We start from the raw sequence: 15437 nt of genomic DNA, 5'->3' as shown, positions 1-15437 counted from the left end.
CTGGAGTGATGAGACGTACGGGTCGTGCCGAACGTCGTGGGACCTCACTCCAGGGTTGTGACCGGACGGCAGGGGACAGCAGCCCGGTCACCCAAGTAAACGGTCGGCCCCGGGGACGCCCGGGGCCGACCGGCGGAAAATGCAAAAATGCACAACCCTGGGTCAAACGGTTGCGTACGCCCCGTCCATCCAGCACGATGCGTAGAAAGCCCCAAGTCCCGCCGCAGACAGCTGCATTGCTTGCACTTCCGTACCGTCAGAGGTCGAGACCATCCGCGCGCCCCGAATGCGCCGGGGCGGCGACCCAGGGCACAAAGAACAACCCAGGGCACACAGGACAAGCGGCGCAACCCCCCGGCGCCGCTCCCCGGCACCGGCGCTGCCCTGACGTCGGTGCTGACGGAGAAGGGCCCCGCGGCCCAAGCCCGCGGGGCCCTTCGCATGTCCGTGCACCGGTCGCGCCCACGGGCACCGGTCAGACCCTGGACACCGTCCCGCAGCCCTTCGTGAGCCCGTCGTCGATGCCCTTGCTGCGGTCGTACGGGTCCGACGTCGGGCCCGTGGGAGGGGCGCCGGTCGCGGTGTCCGACGCGAACCCCGGATGCAGATAGCCGTCGTACACGTCACAGGCGGAGTTGCCGACGTCGCGGTCGTATCGGCGGATGGTGATCTTGCCGGGGGTGACCTTGTAGCGGGCCGGGTCGGACATCTGGATGTCGAGGATGCGGCGCACGATGGTGCGGGTGACCTCCTTCGAGCCGTCGGTGCGGGCGACCGGGTAGACGAAGGTGTAGTCGGCGTGCACGGCGACGGAGGACTGTTCGCCGGCCTTGAAGGTGATGCGGCCGCGGGTCTTGATCACGTCGCCGACGAGTCTGATCTGCGCCGGGTCGAAGCGGCTGAACATGGACAGCGGGTCGTGCTTCTCGTCCGGCTTGGCCAGGGCCGACTTGAGCTTCGTGAGGAGGTCCGTCTGCTGCGGTTCGATCACGCCGAGCGCGGTGGCGGGGCGCTCGCCGCGCAGGGTGGCCGGGTTGAGGTTCGCGTCGACCAGGAGGGTTCTGGTCTGCTGCAGGGCCTGCTCGACCCGGGCCTTGGAGAGCGTGCCGACGGGGGTCGCCTTCGGCAGGACGATGCCCGCCGCGCCGTCGGCCCAGCGCTCGGCCGGGGAGCCGGCGAACGGCCGGGCGAAGGAGGGGGTTTCGGAGTCGGCCGGGGAGGGCGGGGCGGTGGGGGCCGCGGTCTCCGCCGGGAGGGGGGAGACGGAGGGGGCCGCGTGGTCCTTCGCGCCCAGGGGGTCGCCGGGGATGACCGACGGCTTCACGGCCACGACGGCCACCGCAGCGGCGAGGAGGACCCCGAGCACCGGCCAGACGCGGCGGCGCCGTTCGGGGCGGGCCGGAGCGGCGCGCCGGCTGTCCGGGTTCTCGCCGCGGGCGTCCTGCTGCCGCAGCCGCTCGGTGACCATGCGGGCGCGGGCGGAGGGCTCCTTGGGGGCGGAGGCGAGCTCCGCCTCGGTTTGCTTGAGGAACTTCTCCCACACGTCGTCGGGTATGGAAGGCTCCTCGCCGGAACCGGATCTTCGCTCTCCGGATGGTCTGTCGGCCACGACGCGGACGCCTTTCTGCCAGGGCTCTTGGGGCTCTTGGGGCTCTTGGGACTCTTCGGGCTCTTCGGGATCATCGAGGTGCTCGGCGGCGGCTGTCATGTGCATCGCCTGTCGAGCAGCAGAGCGTACGTGACCCGGCTCGCGCAAAGATGGCGGCTTCGTGAACTGCGACCTGCCGGGATCTGGTGACGTAGGCCACATAAGAATTTGGTTAATGCCTGTGCAACCATTCACAGGCTTCACGGATCCAACCATGCGAACCAAGGGCCACACCCGCGCCCCACACGCGGAGCCCTCCCATTGGACTGGACTCCCTTGAGGTTGTCATGAAGCTTCGTCGTGCCATGGGTGTCGCGGCCGCCACCGCGGTCATCGCACCCCTCGCGCTGCTGTCCGCGCCCGCCGCCTTCGCGGACGAGACGCCGACCGCAGGCGCCACCGAGACTGTGTCCGAGACCCCCACCGAGGCGCCGAGCGACACGGCCACGGCGACGCCGACGGACACCGGACTACCCACCGACACGGCCACGCCGACCGCCCCGGCGACCAGCTCGACGCCGACCGCGAGCGCCACCGCGAGCCAGTCGGGCGAGCCCACCCCCTCCACCTCGGCCGAGCCGAGCGAGGACCCCTCGGACCCGGACGTCCCCTTCTGCGAGGACGTCGACAAGAACTACGAGGGCGCCAAGGTCTCCGCGGACATCAAGGGCCTGCCGGGCAAGATCGTCGCGGGCGACGGGTTCCACAACTTCAAGCTGACCGTCACCAACGACGCGAAGACCACCGTGGAGGGCGTCGCCTTCTACGCCGAGGTGGAGAACTACGAGCTCGACGAGTCGAAGTACCTGAGCCCGTACGTCGACCTGGAGTTCAAGAACCCGGAGACCGGCTCCTGGGACCGCATCGGTTCCGCCGACTGGGCGGGTGACTACTTCTTCTTCGTCAAGGAGCTGAAGGCCGGTCAGAGCGAGACGGTCGCCCTGCGCGTCAGCATCGACGCCAAGGCCCCGGCCGGTGACGCCTACTCCTTCGGTTCCGGTGCCTACCTCGACAACGTCGAGGGACAGGACTGCATCGCCGAGGGCTGGGCACAGTACGACTTCGAGGTGCTGAAGGCCGGTTCGGCCAACACCGACCCGGGCTCCGCCACCCCGAGCGACAAGGGCAGCAAGGACTCGGTGAAGAAGCCGCAGGGCGAGATCTCCGACCTGCCGACCGGCAACCTCGCCGAGACCGGCTCAAGCTCCGCCCTGCCGGTGATCGGCCTGGTCGGCGGTGTCGCCGTCGTCGCCGGTGCCGGTGCGGTGTTCGCGGTGCGTCGCCGTCGGGCCGGCGCGGGCGCGTAACAGCAGCTCACCGCAAGGAAAGAAGGACCCGCACTCGGAGGGGGGTGCGGGTCCTTCGCTGTACCTGTGCGGCTTACTTCTTCGGCGGGACGGCCGGTATTCCCAGGAACGGCAGCTTCAGTGCGCCGAAGGCGTCCGCCGGGACCGCGGGGGCCTTGGGCTCCACCGGCTTCAGACGTTCGTACGCCGCTCCCTGAGCCGGACGCGGGTCCTCCTCGCCCTTGTTGGGCCAGTACGACATCGCGCGCTCCGCCTGGGCGGTGATGGTGAGGGACGGGTTCACGCCCAGGTTGGCCGAGACCGCCGCGCCGTCCACCACCGAGATGCCGGGATGGCCGTAGAGGCGGTGGTACGGGTCGATCACGCCGGTCTCGCGCGAGCTGCCGATCGGGCAGCCGCCGAGGAAGTGGGCGGTGAGGGGGGTGCCCATGAGTTCGCCGACGTTCGAGCCCGCGAAGCCGTTGATGTCGGCGGCGATCGCCGACGCGCCCTCCGAAGCGGCCCTGATCTGCTTGGGGTTGGGGGCGCCGTGGCCCTGTCGGGCGGTAAGCAGGCCCTTACCGACACCGTCCGGCTTGAGGTACGTCGTCAGGGAGTTGTCCAGCGACTGCATCACCAGGCCGATGATGGTCTTCTCCGACCAGCGGCGGTTGGAGAGGGAGCGCAGCACGAGGACGGGGTGGCGGGCGGCGTTCGCGAGCCAGCCCATGACCCTCGACGAGCCCTCCGCGTACGGCACCTGGAGGATGGACAGGCTGCCCATCGAGTTGGAGCCCTTGCCGTAGCGGACCGGCTCGATGTGGGTGTTCTCGTCCGGGTGGATGGACGAGGTGATGGCGACCCCCCGGGTGAAGTCGACCTTCGGTTGCCCGGTCGCCTTCCGGTAGCGCCGGTTGTCCGTCTGCGCGCCGACCAGCGCCTCGGAGTTCGTACGGGTCAGTTCTCCCAACCTGTCCGAGATGTACGTGAGTTGACCGCCCGCCTTCATGCGGTGCAGCAGGGTCTGGGTGCCGTAGGTGCCGGCCGCCAGGACCACTCGGCGGGCCTTGAAGGTGCGGCCCTTGGCCTTCCTCTTCTCGTCGGTGGGGAGGGTGGCGACGGCGTAGCCGCCCTGCGAGTCGTCCGTGATCGACACGACCGTCGTCATCGGGTGCACGACCGCGCCCGCCTTCTCGGCGAGGTAGAGGTAGTTCTCGTTGAGGGTGTTCTTCGCGCCGTGCCGGCAGCCGGTCATGCACTCGCCGCACTCGGTGCACGCCTTGCGGGCCGGTCCCGCGCCGCCGAAGTAGGGGTCGTCGACCTGCCCGCCGGGCGCCGCCTTCGACTTGCCCTCCGCGTCCTTCCCGTCGCCGAAGAACACGCCGACCGGCGCCATGTGGAAGGTGTCACCGACGCCCATCCGTTCGGCCGCGGCCTTCAGGTGCACGTCGGACGGGGTCATCGTCGGGTTCAGCCGTACGCCGAGCATGCGCTGGGCCTGGTCGTAGTACGGCTTCAGCTCCTCCTGCCAGTCCGTGATGTCACGCCACTGCGGGTCGTCGAAGAAGGGCTTCGGCGGTACGTAGAGGGTGTTGGCGTAGTTGAGGGAGCCACCGCCGACGCCTGCGCCGGCCAGGACCATGACGTTGCCCAGCAGATGGATGCGCTGGATGCCGTACATGCCGAGTTTCGGCGCCCAGAGGTAGTTCCTGAGGTCCCAGGAGTTCCTGGGGAGGGACTCCCGGGTGAAGCGACGGCCGGCCTCCAGGACACCTACGCGGTAGCCCTTCTCCGTGAGGCGAAGGGCGGTGACGGAACCGCCGAAGCCTGAGCCGACGACGATGACGTCGTAGTCGTAGGTGTCCTGTGACACGTGCTCTCCTCGTTGAGAACGGGTGTTGCTACTTGAAGCGCAGGGCCTTCATCAGCCGCAGGCTCCTGCTCATGAACTGCGCGTACTTCTCGTCGTCCATGCCCAGCGAGGGGGCCATCGGCAGGAGGCGCTGGTGGGCGACCGTCTGGGCCTCCGTGTACTTGAGGATGCCCTCGGAGCCGTGGCGGCGGCCGAGACCGGAGTCCTTCATGCCGCCCATGGGGGACTGGACGCTGCCGTAGGCGGGGGCGTAGCCGTCGTTGACGTTCACGGTGCCCGTGCGCAGGCGGGAGGCGACCTCGCGGCCGCGGCTGCCGTTCTTCGTCCAGACCGAGGAGTTCAGGCCGTACGGCGTGGAGTTGGCGTGCTCGATCGCCTCGTCGTCGGTCTTGAAGCGGTAGATCGAGACGACCGGGCCGAAGGTCTCCTCGGTGCAGACCGACATGGGCTCGGTCACGCCGTCGAGGATGGTCGGCTCGAAGAAGTACGGGCCGATGTCCGGGCGGGCGACACCGCCGGCGACGACCTTCGCGCCCTTCGCCACGGCCTCCTCGACATGGCGGGTGACGGTCTCCAACTGGCGTTCGCCGACCAGGGAACCCATGTCGGCGCCGTACGCGAGGGACGTGCCGAGGCGCATGGCCTTGGTGCGGGTGGCGAAGCGCTCCAGGAAGGCGTCCACGATCGACTCGTGGACGTACAGCCGCTCGATGGAGATGCAGAGCTGGCCTGCGGAGGAGAAGCAGGCGCGGACCGCGCCCGCGGCCGCCTTCTCGATGTCGGCGTCGTCGAGGACCAGCATGGCGTTCTTGCCGCCGAGCTCCAGGGAGACGCCGACCAGGCGGGCGGCGGCACCCTGGGCGACCTCGCGGCCGGTGCGGGTGGAGCCGGTGAAGGACACGTAGTCGGCGTGCTTGACGACCTCGGGGCCGACGACGGGGCCCTCACCGAGGACGACCTGGAAGACATCGGCCGGGAGGCCGGCTTCGATGAGCAGATCGCGGGCCCACAGGGCGGTCAGGCAGGTCTCGGTGTCCGGCTTCATGACGACCGCGTTGCCCGCCACGAAGGCCGGGAGCGCGTCGCCGACCGAGAGTTCCAGGGGGTAGTTCCACGGGGCGATCTGGCCGACCACACCGCGCGGGTGACGGAGTTCGGTGACCTTCGTCAGCGTCGGCATGGCGCCCGCGTGCCGCTTCGGCTTCAGATAGGCGGCGGCCCGGCGTCCGTAGTGGCGGCTCGCGACCGCGACGGCCTGGACCTCCTCGTGGGCGTGCAGCCGGGCCTTGCCGGTCTCCAGCTGGATCAGGTCCAGGACCTCGGCCTGGCGGGCGAGGACCAGGTCGTGGAAGCGGAGCAGGACGGCCGCGCGCTGCCGGACCGGTGTCTGCGCCCAGACCGCCTGCGCCGCGCGGGCCGCGTCGAAGGCCTTGGCGACGTCCTCGGGCGTGGACTCGGGCAGGTCGGCCAGCTTCTCGCCGGTGAACGGCGTGTGGTTGGCGGTGCGTCCGGAGCCGACCACGCCCTTGGTGAGCTGCGCGATCAGCTCGGGGGTGACCACGTCGGCGGCGGTACGGGCGCCTTCGGGGGCGGGGGCGAGAGGGTTCGTGCCGGTCTTGGCCTCGGCATGCGCTTCCGTCATGAGCCGCAGGGTATGACGGCGCGGGGCCTTTGGGTACCCGTCGGTAACGCGGCTTCACGGAGTACACACACGCCGCCAGTGCCCACTGGCAAGGTTTGCGCTGATCAGGCGTTGTGCGGGGACAGCGGGGAGCGGTTCAGCTCTTTCCGATCACGAGGCGGTCACGTGCGCCCTTGAAGAGCGCGGTGCCCTTCTTCTCGGCCGGGGTGCCCTTGGGCATGTCCACGCGCAGTTCGTACATGCGCCCGTCGCCGGTGCGGATCATCAGCTGCATCACCCGCTCCGGGGTGCCGTCCAGGCCGTAGGAGGTGTCGGCCTGGACGGCCTGATACCCCTGGAAGGTGGTGCGGGTGTACTGGGTGCGGGCGTCCCCGCTGTAGCTGTTCCAGTCGGCGTGCGCCTGCTGCGCCTCGGCCATCGGGGAGCGGGGAGCCTTGTCCCACTGGGTGAGGCGGATGGTGACCTTGCCGTCGGGCCCGTCGTACTCGACGAGGCGTGACGGGCTCGCGGCGCTGCCTTCCCTGGCGGACTCCCGGTACCGGCTCGGCAGGGTCAGCACGGCGTCCATGGCCTGCTCGCGGTGCGCGGCCCAGAGGGTGACGCTGGGGCCGGGGGTCTCCTCGCGGGCCGGAGTCTCGGTGAGGGTTGCGGTCCGTTCGGTGACGCCTCCGCTGTCGGTCTCGACGAAGTAGGGCATGCCGAGCCAGGTGCCGCCGACGAGCAGGGCGGCGAGCGCGGCAAGGGAGACGCGGCGGAGCAGCAGGGCGCGCTTCGGAGCCGCGTCGGGGTGAGGGACGCCGGCGGTCGCGGGTTCGGCGGACGGCCCGGATGCCCGCCTGGGCTCGGAGGTGGGCGCGGTGTCGGATTCCGGTGCGGCCGCGGGGGCCGCCGCCGCGGGGGCGCGCGTGTCCGGCACGGGCGCCGCCCCCAGTCGTACGGTTCCCATGTCGTCGGCGAACTCCCGCAGTCCCGTCGTGTCCTGCGCCGCCGCCGCACCGGGCTCGACCTGCGGTACCGGCCAGCCCTCCGCCACCGCCTCCAGCACCGCCCCGGCCTCCTTCGCGCCGGGCCGCTGCTCCGGGTCCTTCACCAGCAGCCGGGCGATCAGCGGGCCGAGCGGTCCGGCCTGTTTCGGTTCGGGCGCGTCGGAGGCGATGACCGCGGCGAGGGTGGACTCCACTGTCGTACGCCGGAACGGGGAGACTCCCTCGACGGCCGCGTACAGCAGCACGCCCAGCGACCACAGGTCGGAGGCGGGACCGGCGCCCCGGCCCGACATCCGCTCGGGCGCGACGAACTCCAGGGAGCCGACGAACTCGCCGCTGACGGTGAGGGATTCCTCGCCCTGGACGTGCGCGATGCCGAAGTCGGTGAGGACGACCCGGCCGTGGGCGCCGAGCAGGACGTTGGCGGGCTTGACGTCCCGGTGCACGATGCCGACGGTGTGCGCCGCGTCCAGGGCGCCGAGCACGGCGAGGCCGATACGGGCGGCTTCCGAGGCCTCGACCGGGCCGCGCTGGAGGACTTCGTGGAGGGACTCGCCGCGGATCAACTCCATGACGATCCAGGGCAGTCCGTCCTCCTCGACCACGACGTCATGGATGGAGACGGCGGCCGGGTGGTCGACGCGGGCGGCGGCGCGGGCCTCACGGTAGAGGCGATGGGCGGCCCTCCGGTGGTGCTCGTCCTCCGGGTCTCCCGGCAGCCGCGGCTGCTTCACGGCGACGTCCCGCTCCACGAGTTCGTCGTACGCCTGCCAGACGGTGCCCATGCCGCCTGAGCCGATGCGCTCGGTCAGCCGGTAGCGCCCGCCCAGCAGCCGACCTTCGCGCGTCCGTTCGCCGCCTGCACTCATGCCTCATGAGTACCTTGCGGAACGGGGACTTGTCGACGTGGGGCCTGCGTCAGGGGGTCCAGCGGGCGAAGGCGAGGGCGCCGCCCCTTCGCCGCACTTCCACGACCCCCGATCCGCCGAAGTGCGCGGGGATCAGCAACTCGCCCTCGTCCACGGCTCGTTCGAGCACCCGGCGGCGGCTGGTGGCCGCCTGCCCGGGGTCCAGGCAGAAGCAGCTGCTGCACTCGGGGTGCAGGATCTGGACCGGGCTGTGCAGCAAGTCCCCGGCGAACACGGCCCGTTCACCGCGTGAGGCGACCCGCAGGACGGACGAGCCGGGGGTGTGGCCGGGGGCGGACTCCAAGGTGAGGTGCTCGTCGATGCGGTGCTCCCCGTCCCACAACCGGGCCTGTCCCGACTTGTGCACGGGCGCGATGCTGTCCTCGTAGATCAGCCGGTCGTCCGGGCGTACACCGCCGCCGTATCCGCCGTCGGGGCCGAAGTGCTGGTCGTCCGCGGCCGGGAGAAGGTAGGTGGCGTTCGGGAAGGTGGGGAGCCAGCCGCCCTCCACGTCGTGCGTGTTCCAGCCGACGTGGTCGCCGTGGATATGGGTGTTGACGACGACGTCGACGTCCTGAGGCCGCACTCCGGCCTGCGCGAGGCGGTCCGGGAAGTCGCCCTGCCGCTGGTGGAAGAGGGCGTTGCCGGGCCGCTCGCGGCCGTTGCCCACTCCGGTGTCGACGAGGACGGTGCGGCCGGCGCTGCGGACCACCCAGGTCTGCAGCGCGACCACGGCACGGTCGCTGCCGGGCTCCCAGTGGTCCGGGACGAGCGCCTCCCGGTTGTCCTGCCACACCTCGGGGCCGGCGCCCGGAACCAGGTCCCGGGCCGGGGCGTAGGGCGCCCGCCACTCGACGACCCGGAGCACCTCGACGTCACCGATCAGGAAACTCTGCACGTTCTCATCAGCCATGACAAGAACCCTAGAAGCACTGCCATGAGTGACCCAATGCCTGTCCGGCTCATTCGGATACGCTTGCGTCTCATGGACGTGGTGAGTGACGCGATCTCCGCCATACGCGTCGGACAGCCCTCCTCGAACCGGCTGCGGGTCGCCGGCACCTGGTGCACGCGGCTCGCCCCGTACGAGGGCGCGGGGTTCCATGTCGTCCTCGCGGGCGGCTGCTGGCTGCTGCCCGACGGGGGCGGTGAGCCGGTGACGCTGGGCGCCGGGGACGTCGTACTGCTGCCGCACGGGGCGGGGCATGTCCTGGCGGACGCACCGGGCGACACGGCGCGGGCCGTGCCGTTCGAGGAGATGCGGCCGCCGGCGGGATCGCCGGGCGGGCGTGAGGTGGAGTTGCTGTGCGGCAAGTACCGCCTCGACCGCAGCCGGGTGCACCCGCTGCTGGCGGAGCTGCCACAGGTCGTCCATCTGCCGAACCGGGTCGGCGCCCATCCCGAACTGCGCGCCGCCGTAGACCTGTTGGCGCGCGAGCTCGACGAGCGGCGCCCGGGTTCCTGTCTGGCCCTGCCGGGCCTGCTCGACCTGCTGCTGATCTACATGGTGCGGGCGTGGACGACGGAGGCGGACACGGCGACGGGTGCCTGGCCGGCCGTGCTCAGCGACCCGGTGACCACGGCCGCCCTCCGCGCCCTGCACTCGGACCCGGCCGCCCCGTGGACCAACGACCGTCTGGCCGCCGAGGCGGGCGTCTCCCGTGCCACGCTGGCCCGCCGGTTCACCGCCCTGGTCGGCCGCCCGCCCATGGCGTATCTGACCTGGTGGCGGCTGACCCGCACGGCCACGCTCCTGCGTGACACCGACGCGCCGCTGGCCTCGGTGGCCCGCGAGGCGGGATACAGCAGCCCGTACGCCCTCTCGCACGCGTTCAGCAGGGAGTTCGGGGTGACGCCGGGCAGGTATCGGGCCCAGGTGCGGCGCTGACGGCGGGTCAGAGCTTGTCGACGGCGAGATTCGCGATCGCGGCCTGCGCGACCGCACGTCCTCGCGCGGTGAAGTCGCCCTTGCCCGGGTAGCTGACGATCAGCTTGTAGAGGTCGCCGGCCGATGACTTGTAGTAGAAGATCCGCACCTCGCGCGGGAGCGGGTGCTGGCTGTCGTTGCTCTTGTAGGCCACCGTGTTCTCGGCGGACGGTTTGTTCTCGTACGTCGTCAGCCTGGTCTTCGTCCTCGTCTCCGGGCCGCCGGGCATGTTCAGTTCGTACGCGCCGCTCTGCTTGAACGCGCCGTTGTCGTCGTACATCTGGGCGGCCGCGGAGTCCTTGATGGTGCCGCCGGTGTCCTCGGACTTCTTCTGGTGGCTCAGGGTGATCCCGATCGCGCCGCTCAGGTCGCTGTACGTCACCCAGTGGGTCTTGTCGGTCTTCCGGTCGGGCACCGCCCGCTGGTAGCCGTCCGGTACCGCCAGCGTCGCGGCCACGTCGCTCTCGTGGTGCGTCTTCCAGCCGTCGGGCAACGGGCCCGCGAAGGGACGCGCGATCACCAGATACGCCGCCAGCGCCGCCGCGAGGACGCCCGCACCCGCCCCGATCCACGCCTTGCGGCCGATCCGGAGCCCCTGGGTGACGATCCGTACGGGCTGCGTGGGGGGCGCGGGCGCCGGCGGGTTCGCGGTCTGTTCCAGCAGCGCCCGGGCCCGGGCGGCGTTCGGACGTTTCGCCGGGTCCTTCTGCAGCAGGCCGGTGATCAGCTCGGCCAGCGGTCCCGAGGCCGAAGCGGGCGGTGCCGGCGTGGCGTTGAGGACCGACTGGAGGGTGGCCGGCGTGTTGCTGCGGCGGAAGGGGGAGACGCCTTCCGTCGCCGCGTAGAGGACGACACCGAGGGACCAGAGGTCGGAGGCCGGGCCGGGGCGCTGGCCCAGCACCCGCTCAGGGGCGATGAATTCGGGCGAGCCGACGAAGCCGCCCGTGTCCGTCAGGCTGGACTCGCCCTCGATCCGGGCGATGCCGAAGTCGGTCAGGACGACGCGGTCGTGGCGGCCGAGGAGCACGTTGTCCGGTTTGACGTCGCGGTGCAGAATGCCCGCCGCGTGGGCGGCCTCCAGCGCGCCGAGCACCTCCAGGCCGATCCTGGCGGCCTCGCGGGCGCCCAGCGTGCCCTCCTGGAGGGCGCTGCCGAGCGAACGGCCCTGCACCAGCTCCATCACGATCCACGGCCGGCCGTCGACGACCGCCACATCGTGGACCGTGACCACCGCCGGGTGGTCGAGGCGGGCCGCGGCGCGGGCCTCCCGGCGCATCCGCTCGTAGGCGTTGGCGCGTTCGCGCTCGGGGAGATGATCCGGGACGCGGGGCTCCTTGACGGCGACCTCGCGGTCGACGGTCTCGTCCTTGGCCCGCCACACCGTGCCCATGCCACCGTGTCCGAGCTTGGCCAGCAGCCGGTAACGGCCCGCGACGAGGCGCCCGGTGCCCGGCTCCGACTGCCGGGGTCTGGGAGGTTGCAGGACAAAACTCGTCGTGTCGTCGGACTCGTGGCCGACTCCCCCGCTGCTGCTCATGGACCATCCATATCGCGCCGGACGCTCACGCATCCAGGCCCGGCGCACTCCGGTCACACACCCGTGACGTAGCCCCCGGGGAATCCCCGGACCCGCGCCTCACCCGGCCACGAACGTGTCCACCGCGACGTCGAAGTACTCCTTCGCCTCCCGCACCTTGCCGACCGGCGCCGACACCCACACGTCGTACATCCGGCCGCCCTCCTCCCAGCACAGGTCGTAGGTGTGCCGGGGGCCCTCGGCCGCGCTGAAGCCGTTCCAGGTGAACTCCCAGAGGGCGGCCGGGTGTCCGTGCTGGGTGGTCGAGGTGACCCGGCCGTCGTGGTAGCCGGGGTTGGTGTCGGCGCCGCCCGCGGCGGCGCGCCGCATCACCGCGAGCGGGCCGCCCGTCTGGGGGTCGGTGGCCTTGATGCCGAGACGGAAGGTCTCCCCCGATGACAGGTAGAAGACGCGCTCGCCCTGCGGTGAGCGGGTGAAGCCCTCCGGTACGGCGAGGGAGAAGCCGGCCGGGTCCTCGGCGACGCGGTACCCGGAGGGGGCGGAGGGGCGGGTGGCGGTCACGGGGGACTTGGACGGTGTGCGGGACGGGCTCGGCGTACGGGAGGGGTGCGACGGCGATGCGCTCACCGAAGTCCCGGGTGCCGAACTCGTCGGCGTGCCGCCACCCCCCTCACCGCCCCGGTTCATGAGCAGCGCCGCCGCCGAGACCCCCGCCCCGGCCATCGCGGCGACCAGCAGCGCGGCCACCAGCACGCCCCGGGTGGACTGCCTGGTCTCCACGGTGGGCGACGGCGTCGGTGACGGCGCGGGCTGCGGCGCGGCCGGGCGGGGCACGTCCTGCTCGGTCGGCGTGTAGCCGGGGGGCAGGGCCGGGGTGCGGCCGGTGTCGCGGTAGGCGCGCAGCATCCGTTCGGCCTGCGCCGCGTCCAGCCGGCGGTCGGGATCGCGCTCCAGCAGGCCCAGAACGACGGGCAGGAGCGGCTCGGCCTGCGCGGGCGGCCGTATCTCGTCGAACACGACAGCGTGCAGGATGCCGCCGAGCGAGTCGCGCCGGAACGGGGATTCGCCGCTCAGCGCGGTGCACAGCAGCGCGCCCAGCGACCACAGGTCGGACTCGGGGCCGGTCCTCGCCCCGGACATCCGCTCCGGCGCGGTGTACTCGGGCGAACCGACGAAGGAACCGGTCTCGGTGAGCGTGGTGGCGCCCGCGACCTGGGCGATGCCGAAGTCGGTGAGGACGACCCGGTCCGTGCCGGATTCGAGGAGGACGTTGGCGGGCTTGATGTCGCGGTGCAGCACCCCGGCCTCGTGCGCCGTGCGCAGGGCGCTGAGCAGGGCGGCGCCGATCCGGGCGGCCTCGGCGGGGGCGAGCGGTCCGCGCTGGGAGATGCGGTCGGCGAGGGAGCCGCCGTCGATCAACTCCATGACGATGTAAGGACGTTCGTCCTGCTCGACGACATCGTGGACGACGATGATGTGCGGGTGGCGCAACTGGGCCACCGCGCGCGCCTCGCGCAGGGTGCGGTCGCGCTGCCGCCTGGTCTCCTCCGCGGAGAGCGTCTCGTCGAGGTCGAGGGGGATCTCCTTGACCGCCACCTGCCTGCCGAGCAGCTCGTCGGTCGCCCGCCACACCACACCCATGCCACCGCGCCCGAGTCTCGCCTCGAGCCGGTAACGGCCCGCTATGACACGGACGCCTTCCCCCTCGGTCCCCATGCGCCCCATCATGCCCCACCGGACGGACGTGCTCCGGGGCGGTGACCGGCCAACCCCCGTCCGGCCCAACGGTTACTGGGAGGTGTTCTCCTGCCAGCCCTGCAGGACCCACCTGAACTGCTTGCTCGTCGTGGCCCAGTCGGCCGCGGGCGACGAGATGTAGATCGCGTACTCGGTGCCGTCCCCGGCCATGTACGTCTCCTCGACGGCACGGCGCGGACCGGGGAACGGGACCCCCTGCTGCCCCTTCAACGCGGTCCAGGTGTACTCCCAGACGGAGCCGGGCCGGTCGCGGTAGATGTTCGCTTCCAGCCGTACGCGGTGGTAGTCGGCGAAGCGCCGCTGGAGCTGGTGGTCCAGGCTCACCTGGTGGGAGTAGGCGTCCTTGAAGTCCGGTGCCGTGTCCATGGCGATGCGGACGAAGTGCTTGCCGTTGTCGGGTGTGTAGTCGACCTGCCTGATCTCGCCGGAGACGCCGAAGACCTTCCGGCTCCAGCCCTTGGGCAGATAGAGGCTGAAGCCCCAGGGGTCGTCGTAGCGCTGCCATGCGGCAGGAACGGTTCCGTTGGCGTCCGGGCTGGATGAGTTCGAGGGCGTCGGGCTCGGCGTCGTGGAGGTACCGGCGGTGCCGCTCGGCGTTTCCCTGTCCCCCGACTGGAGCACCACGGCAGCGCCCCCGCCGACGATGGCCGCGAGGGCGATCGAGAGGATCCAGGTGCGCAGGCGGCGGCGTTTCGGCGCGGGGCCGGTGCTCGTCCCGTGCTCCGGGCCCATCCCGGTCGGCCCGATCGACGTCGGCCCGGTCGTCGGCGGGTACGGCGTGCCGGAGCCCGTCCGCGGTCCCGTGCCGGAGCCGGTGTGCGGCCCCGTGGCGGTGGCCGCGGTCTCGTAGCGGGAGCCGGTGTGCTGTGTCGGAACGTACGCCTGCGCCGCGTTCGACCGCCGGCCCTCCGCCGCCTCGGCGAGCATGTGCTCGGCCTCGGCCGCGGACGGCCGTGCGGCGGGGTCCTTGTGCAGCAGCGCGGCCATGACGGGTCCGAGCGGACCGGCGTGCTGCGGATCGGCGGCGTTCTCCTCCACGACCGCCTGCATGGTGGACAGCGGCGAGGTGCGACGGAACGGCGAGCGGCCCTCCACCGCCGTGTAGAGGGTGGCGCCGAGCGCCCACAGGTCGGAGGCGGGGCCCGGGTCGTGGCCGCGGACCCGCTCGGGGGCGAGGTAGTCGACGGAGCCGACGACCTCTCCGGTGCGGGTGATCGTCGTATCGCCCTCGATCTGGGCGATGCCGAAGTCGGTGAGCAGGACGCGGCCGTCGTGGCCGATGAGGACGTTGCCGGGCTTCACATCGCGGTGCAGCACTCCGGCGGCGTGCGCGGCGCGCAGCGCGCGCAGCACCCACAGTCCGATGCGGGCGGCCTCGGCGGGCTCGACGCGCCCCCGCTCCTTGACCGCGTCGGCCAGCGAGTAGCCCTCGACCAGCTCCATCACGATCCACGGGCGGCCGTCGTGTTCGAGCACGTCGTGCACGGTGACCACGGCGGAGTGGTTGATGCGCGCGGCGGCGCGCGCCTCCGCGCGGGTACGCGCGAGCAGCCGCTCCTGTTCGCTCTCGGACACATAGAGCGCGGCGGTCAACTCCTTGATGGCGACAGCGCGGTGGAGCACCTCGTCGTGTGCGCGCCACACACGGCCCATGCCGCCGCTGCCGATCGAGTCGGCGAGCCGGTAGCGGCCCGCGACAAGCTGGCCCTGCATCTGATTCACGTTGCCCCGCAATGCTCTTGACAGGGTCAGACTAAGGACCGGCCCGTCAACAGGGAACAACGGGGGTCCCAAGGAGACCGCACTGTGACGGTTGTCGCTCAGGGGCCCGGACAGCAACCGTTTGCGCTTCACGGACCGTTCACAGGTGAG

The 15437-nt window shown here is 71.6% G+C and carries 10 protein-coding genes; 2 read left to right on the top strand and 8 right to left on the bottom strand.

Going from position 1 to position 15437, the window contains the following annotated elements; translation table 11 throughout:
* Nucleotides 1-475: 475 nt before the first annotated feature.
* A complete protein-coding gene (locus ACFY1U_RS07145) occupies nucleotides 476-1609 on the bottom strand; it encodes a hypothetical protein (protein ID WP_390693096.1) in 1134 nt (377 codons plus the stop codon).
* A gap of 326 nt (nucleotides 1610-1935) precedes the next feature.
* Here ACFY1U_RS07145 and ACFY1U_RS07140 point away from each other — a divergent pair, with 326 nt between their 5' ends.
* Entirely contained in the window at nucleotides 1936-2955 is a 1020-nt protein-coding gene (locus tag ACFY1U_RS07140; protein ID WP_390693095.1) for an LAETG motif-containing sortase-dependent surface protein, read from the top strand.
* Nucleotides 2956-3028: 73 nt separating this feature from the next.
* Here ACFY1U_RS07140 and ACFY1U_RS07135 read toward each other — a convergent pair whose 3' ends face one another.
* The 4 genes from ACFY1U_RS07135 to ACFY1U_RS07120 form a co-directional block, all read right to left on the bottom strand.
* Nucleotides 3029-4807, bottom strand: a complete 1779-nt coding sequence (locus tag ACFY1U_RS07135; protein WP_390693093.1) for a GMC family oxidoreductase N-terminal domain-containing protein — start codon at nucleotides 4805-4807, stop codon at nucleotides 3029-3031.
* Between the two features lie 28 nt (nucleotides 4808-4835).
* Nucleotides 4836-6449, bottom strand: coding sequence for a succinic semialdehyde dehydrogenase (locus tag ACFY1U_RS07130; RefSeq protein WP_390693092.1), 1614 nt, complete (start codon nucleotides 6447-6449; stop codon nucleotides 4836-4838).
* Nucleotides 6450-6585: 136 nt separating this feature from the next.
* Nucleotides 6586-8304: a serine/threonine-protein kinase gene (locus ACFY1U_RS07125; RefSeq protein WP_390693091.1), complete on the bottom strand. Its 1719-nt coding sequence runs from the start codon at nucleotides 8302-8304 to the stop codon at nucleotides 6586-6588.
* A 49-nt stretch (nucleotides 8305-8353) separates the two neighbouring features.
* Nucleotides 8354-9256, bottom strand: a complete 903-nt coding sequence (locus ACFY1U_RS07120; RefSeq protein WP_390693090.1) for an MBL fold metallo-hydrolase — start codon at nucleotides 9254-9256, stop codon at nucleotides 8354-8356.
* A 72-nt stretch (nucleotides 9257-9328) separates the two neighbouring features.
* Between ACFY1U_RS07120 and ACFY1U_RS07115 the strand changes: the two genes are divergently transcribed.
* Nucleotides 9329-10231, top strand: a complete 903-nt coding sequence (locus ACFY1U_RS07115) for an AraC family transcriptional regulator (RefSeq protein WP_390693089.1) — start codon at nucleotides 9329-9331, stop codon at nucleotides 10229-10231.
* 7 nt (nucleotides 10232-10238) lie between these two features.
* On the opposite strand, the gene ACFY1U_RS07110 is transcribed toward ACFY1U_RS07115, so the two are convergent.
* From ACFY1U_RS07110 to ACFY1U_RS07100, 3 genes are all read right to left on the bottom strand, one after another.
* Nucleotides 10239-11807 carry a serine/threonine-protein kinase gene (locus tag ACFY1U_RS07110; protein WP_390693088.1) on the bottom strand — a complete coding sequence of 523 codons (1569 nt, stop codon included), beginning with the start codon at nucleotides 11805-11807 and terminating at the stop codon, nucleotides 10239-10241.
* Nucleotides 11808-11906: 99 nt separating this feature from the next.
* Complete coding sequence (locus ACFY1U_RS07105; protein WP_390693087.1) at nucleotides 11907-13523, bottom strand: protein kinase; 1617 nt, start codon at nucleotides 13521-13523, stop codon at nucleotides 11907-11909.
* 72 nt (nucleotides 13524-13595) lie between these two features.
* Complete coding sequence (locus ACFY1U_RS07100) at nucleotides 13596-15278, bottom strand: serine/threonine-protein kinase (protein ID WP_390693086.1); 1683 nt, start codon at nucleotides 15276-15278, stop codon at nucleotides 13596-13598.
* Between the last annotated feature and the right edge of the window lie 159 nt (nucleotides 15279-15437).

This window comes from Streptomyces sp. NPDC001351, assembly GCF_042896045.1.
Lineage (GTDB): Bacteria > Actinomycetota > Actinomycetes > Streptomycetales > Streptomycetaceae > Streptomyces.
Note: the sequence above shows the minus strand (reverse complement) of the source record. Positions and strands in the feature narration are given on the sequence as shown.

Coding starts and splice junctions, on each gene's coding strand:
- ACFY1U_RS07105 (WP_390693087.1), bottom strand. CDS start 13,523: ATGGGGACCGAGGGGGAAGGCGTCCGTGTCATAGCGGGCCGTTACCGG.
- ACFY1U_RS07130 (WP_390693092.1), bottom strand. CDS start 6,449: ATGACGGAAGCGCATGCCGAGGCCAAGACCGGCACGAACCCTCTCGCC.
- ACFY1U_RS07100 (WP_390693086.1), bottom strand. CDS start 15,278: ATGCAGGGCCAGCTTGTCGCGGGCCGCTACCGGCTCGCCGACTCGATC.
- ACFY1U_RS07110 (WP_390693088.1), bottom strand. CDS start 11,807: ATGAGCAGCAGCGGGGGAGTCGGCCACGAGTCCGACGACACGACGAGT.
- ACFY1U_RS07115 (WP_390693089.1), top strand. CDS start 9,329: ATGGACGTGGTGAGTGACGCGATCTCCGCCATACGCGTCGGACAGCCC.
- ACFY1U_RS07120 (WP_390693090.1), bottom strand. CDS start 9,256: ATGGCTGATGAGAACGTGCAGAGTTTCCTGATCGGTGACGTCGAGGTG.
- ACFY1U_RS07140 (WP_390693095.1), top strand. CDS start 1,936: ATGAAGCTTCGTCGTGCCATGGGTGTCGCGGCCGCCACCGCGGTCATC.
- ACFY1U_RS07125 (WP_390693091.1), bottom strand. CDS start 8,304: ATGAGTGCAGGCGGCGAACGGACGCGCGAAGGTCGGCTGCTGGGCGGG.